Source organism: Caulobacter sp. D5 (genome assembly GCF_003185805.1).
In the GTDB taxonomy this organism is placed as follows: Bacteria; Pseudomonadota; Alphaproteobacteria; order Caulobacterales; family Caulobacteraceae; genus Caulobacter.
Map to the genome: position 1 here is coordinate 1 of NZ_QHJY01000005.1, position 4,290 is coordinate 4,290.

A 4,290-nucleotide genomic window follows, 5' to 3' on the forward strand; every position below is an offset into this window, starting at 1 on the left:
CCGGGTGGCCGGCGTCGCCCTGGCCGCCATGCAGACCGGCGGCGACTTCTCCGACGAGTTCCGCCTCGTCCAGGCCGACGGCTCGATCCGCTGGGTCGTGGCCAGCGGCCATTGCTATCTCGACGCCGACGGCAAGCCCGACCGCAACGCCGGCGTCGTCTTCGACATCACCGAGCGCAAGGCGATGGAAGCCGAGCTGCTGGAGGCACGCCTCGACCGCGACATCGCCATGGAGGCGGCCGGCATGGGCCGCTGGGACCACAATCCCAGCACCGGCCAACGCTACTGGGACAAGCGCTCGTGCGAGCTGTTCGGCGTGCCCGAGCCCGGCCCGCTCGACTTCGACGGCTTTCTGGCGCTCGTCCACCCCGACGACGTCGAGGGCGTGAAGGCGGCCGTGGTCGCCGCCTCCAATCCCGCCGGCGACGGCCTGATCAACGCCCAGTACCGTGTCGTGCGCGCCGCCGACGGGGCGCTGCGCTGGATCGAGACCTTCGGCCGGGCCTATTTCGACCGCGACCAATGCATCCGCTTCGTCGGCGTCGGCTGGGACATCACCGACCGCAAGGCCGCCGCCCGCCGGCTGGAATCCCAGGAAGAGACCCTGCGCCTGGCCATCGAGGCCGCCGACGTCGGCACCTGGGACCTCGACATCCGCAACGACGTGCTCACCTGGTCCGACCGCTGCTACGCCATGTTCGGGGTGCCGCTGGGCACGCCGGTGGTGCGCGAGGACTTCTACACCAACCTGCATCCCTCCGACCGCGCCGAGGTCCGCGAAGCCCTGCGCCGCACCCTCGACGGCCGCATCCGCGCCGACTACGACGTCGAGTTCCGGGTCATCGGCCGCCAGGACGGGGTCGAGCGCTGGCTGTCGGCCAAGGGCAAGGCCTTCTTCGACGCCGAGGGCAAGCCGACGCGGATGATCGGCACCACGGTCAACGTCACCGACCGCAAGCGCGCCGAACTGCACCTGCGGCTGCTGGTCAACGAGCTTAACCACCGGGTGAAGAACTCGCTGGCCACCATCCAGGCCATCGCCGGCCAGACCTTCCACGCCGCCCGCTCGCTGCCGGCCGCCCAGGAAGCGTTCACCGCCCGCATCATCGCCCTGTCGGAGGCCCACGACGTCCTGACCCGCGAAAACTGGGAAGGCGCCGACCTGATGGACGTCATCGACCGCCTGACCGCCCTGCACGGCGGCGGCGACCGCTTCGTGCTCGACGGCCCGCCGGTGCGGCTGTCGCCGCGACCGGCCCTGTCGCTGTCGATGGCCCTGCACGAGCTGGCGACCAATGCGGTCAAGTACGGCGCCCTGTCGCGACCCGGCGGCCAGATCATGCTGTCGTGGAGCGTCGACTATGCGGCCGTCCCGCGCCTCACCCTCAGCTGGATCGAGCGCGGCGGCCCGCCGGTCGAGACGCCCACGCGGCGTGGCTTCGGCTCGCGGCTGATCGAGCGGGGCCTGGCGGCCGAGCTGTCGGGCGAGGCGCGCATCGAGTTCCGCCCCGAAGGCGTGGAATGCACGATCACCGCCCTGCTCGACTGCTGAACGCTCGCCAGCCGGCCTTCAGCCTCCGCGCGCCGGCGAGCCCCAGCACCACGAGGCCGACGGGCGCGATCGCCAGCAGCCAGACCAGAGCGATCAGCGACAGCTGCAGCAACGACTGGATCACGACCCACGGCCTGGACTCCGGGGAAATATCCGCACGCTCGAAGCTGTAGGGATCGGGCATGGGCGGTCGATCTTTCCAGTCGCCGCCCCCGGCCTGCCCCACCATAGGCCGTTCGCGAAAAGGTTGAACCCTCGCGCGGACAATATCTGTGCAAACTCACGAAAATCCGGAAAGTCAGGCCGCCAGGCGCAGGACCTTGGCGATCTGGGCGTCGCTGCGGCGCAGGGCCAGCAGCGCCAGCAGAGCCACCGCCAGCGGCGCCAGGCCCCACAGCGGCAGGCCGGCCACCGACAGGCCGACGAAGCCGGCCAGCAGGGCCGAGATCGCCACCTCGGCCAGGGTCGCGAACCACGAGGCGCCCCGCCGGCGCTTGAAGTCGGCCCGCTTGCCCGGCTTCTGGTGCCAGACGTTGATCAGCCCGCAGGCCCAGGCCGCCAGACCCGCGCCGACGGCGGTCCAGAAGGCCGTGGCCGGCGCCAGCCAGGCCAGCACCGCCAGCGGCGCGGCCAGCAGCAGGGCCACCGGTAGCAGGGCCGCCGCCAGCTTGGCGCGGCGCAGGGACCGCACGGCGGCCGGCGACACGGCCAGCAGGTCCGGGCTCTCCTCGGCCGACAGGGTGATCCAGGCGAGACTCCCGGCCACCTGACCGGCCAGGAACACCACCACCCCCGCCCCGCCGGCCAGGGCCATGCCGCCGCCATGGGCGGCGTTGCGGCTGAGGATCACCGCGGTCGGCACCAGGTACAGCACCCGCAGCAGCACCTGCGACAGCAGGCCGGCGTCGCGCAGGATCAGCCGCAGCTCCTTGGCCAGGGTGGCGGCGAACACCCCCTTGGCGAAGGCCCGGTCGCGGCCGCGCGCGGGCCTGGCGGCGCTGGTCTGGGATCCTTGCGTCGCGGCCGCGGCGTCGGCGAACCGCCGGCCCAGCGACAGCGCCGACAGGGTGAAGGCTCCTGCCCCGATCGCCAGGAGCGCCAGCAGCGGCAGGGGCGCGCCCAGCATCGCCTTCAGCGGCAGCCAGGCGATCGGCGGCAGCTTCAGCCGGCCTTCGGAGGTCTCGCGCGCCAGGGTCTGGAACAGGCTCTCGCTGGCGCCCTTGCCCAGGATGGTGCGGATCTGGCTGGTCAGGAAGAAGGCTGCGCCCACGAGGGCCGCCAGCACCTGGGCCACCGTGCGCGTGCGGCGCGGGCCGATCAGCGAGAACAGGGTCATGGCCAGCGACAGGCCCGCCGCCGTCGCCAGCAGGGCCAGGGCCGCCAGCACGCCGAACAGCCCCAGCCATTCGGGATGGCCCAGGATGATCGCCGGCCCGACCAGCGGCGTCAGGAAGATCAGGAACACCGTCATGACCCCGGCCGCCACGCCCAGGGCGCGGACGAACAGCACCGTCCGCGGCGGGATCGGCGAGGAGAACAGCAGATCAAGGTCGCCGCGCTCGTAGAGCGCCTCGCTGGCCGCCGCCAAGGTCTGCGACAGCATCAGGGTGAAGGCCGTGGCGCAGCAGGCCAGGGCGATGGCCGCCGCCATCGGGACCATCGGCACGTCCAGCTTGCGCAGCACGAAGCCCAGCGAGACCCCGCCGCTCAGCATCACCAGCAGCAGGATCGAGCCGCCGATCCAGGCCCCGATGCCGGCGCCGGCCCTCTTGCCGGTCAGGCCGCGCCAGTAGAGGCGGATCTCCTGGGCCAGCAGCCAGGCGACCGAGCCGGAGCGCAGCAGCCTCACGCCGCCGCCCCGTCGGACGTCAGTTGCAGGAAGACGTCTTCCAGGGTTCCGCCGTCTTTTCCCGCCTGCCCGCGCAGCGTGTCCAGCGTGCCCTCGGCCAGCAGCCGTCCGCCGGCGATGATGCCGATGCGGTCGGCCATGCGCTCGGCCACTTCCAGGATGTGGGTGGTCAGGATCACCGTGCCGCCAGCGTCGACGCGGGCCTGCAGCATGTCCTTGACCAGCCGCGCGGCGGCGGCGTCGAGGCCGGTCAGCGGCTCGTCGAGGATCAGCAGCCGCGGATCGTGGATCAGCGCCCCGGCCAGGGCCACCTTCTGCTTCATGCCGCGCGAGAAGCCCTCGCAGCGCCGCCGCGCCTCGGCGGCCAGGCCCAGGGTCTCCAGCAGCTCCAGCGCCCGGGCCTTGGCGTGCCTGGGCTCGACGTTCCACAGGCCGGCGACGAACTCAAGATATTCCAGCGGGGTGAGCCGGTCGTAGATCATCGCCTCGTCGGGCGCCCAGGCGGTGATCGCCTTGGCCGCCGCCGGATCGGCCCGGGCGTCGATGCCGAAGATCTCGATGCTGCCCTTGTCGGGCTTGGTCAGTCCCGCGACCATCCGCAGGGTGGTGGTCTTGCCCGCGCCGTTGGGACCGAGCAGGGCGTAGAGCTCGCCCGGATGCACCGTCAGGTCCAGCTCGCGCACGGCGGGCTTGGCAAAGGTCTTGTCCAGCCCCCGGACGATCAAGGCTTCGGTCACGCTGGCCCCCGTGCAATGCGGCGGGCATGTGATCGCGATTGGGGGATGGGCGCAAGGTAGGGTGGTCTGCACACGCAAATCCTCCCCCTCTGGGGGAGGTGGCCCAGAGGGCCGGAGGGGGCCAGCGCGGCCTCGGCCGCGGGGGGGGGGGG

At 72.3% G+C, this 4,290-nt stretch carries 4 protein-coding genes; 1 reads left to right on the forward strand and 3 read right to left on the reverse strand.

Annotated elements, in window-relative coordinates:
• Positions 1–1,552 (forward strand): PAS domain-containing protein (locus DMC18_RS00425; protein WP_110132606.1); only part of this gene is annotated, 1,552 nt, incomplete at its 5' end.
• On the opposite strand, the gene DMC18_RS25780 is transcribed toward DMC18_RS00425, so the two are convergent.
• From DMC18_RS25780 to DMC18_RS00440, 3 genes are all read right to left on the reverse strand, one after another.
• Positions 1,530–1,676, reverse strand: coding sequence for a hypothetical protein (locus tag DMC18_RS25780; RefSeq protein ID WP_158285810.1), 147 nt, complete (start codon positions 1,674–1,676; stop codon positions 1,530–1,532). The two genes, DMC18_RS00425 and DMC18_RS25780, sit on opposite strands and share 23 nt — an antisense overlap.
• A gap of 174 nt (positions 1,677–1,850) precedes the next feature.
• A complete protein-coding gene (locus DMC18_RS00435) occupies positions 1,851–3,401 on the reverse strand; it encodes a hypothetical protein (protein ID WP_110132607.1) in 1,551 nt (516 codons plus the stop codon).
• The gene (locus DMC18_RS00440; RefSeq protein WP_110121909.1) at positions 3,398–4,171 is read right to left on the reverse strand and encodes an ABC transporter ATP-binding protein; all 774 of its coding nucleotides are present in this window, start codon (positions 4,169–4,171) and stop codon (positions 3,398–3,400) included. The genes DMC18_RS00435 and DMC18_RS00440 overlap by 4 nt, the downstream gene beginning before the upstream one ends.
• Positions 4,172–4,290 lie beyond the last annotated feature (119 nt).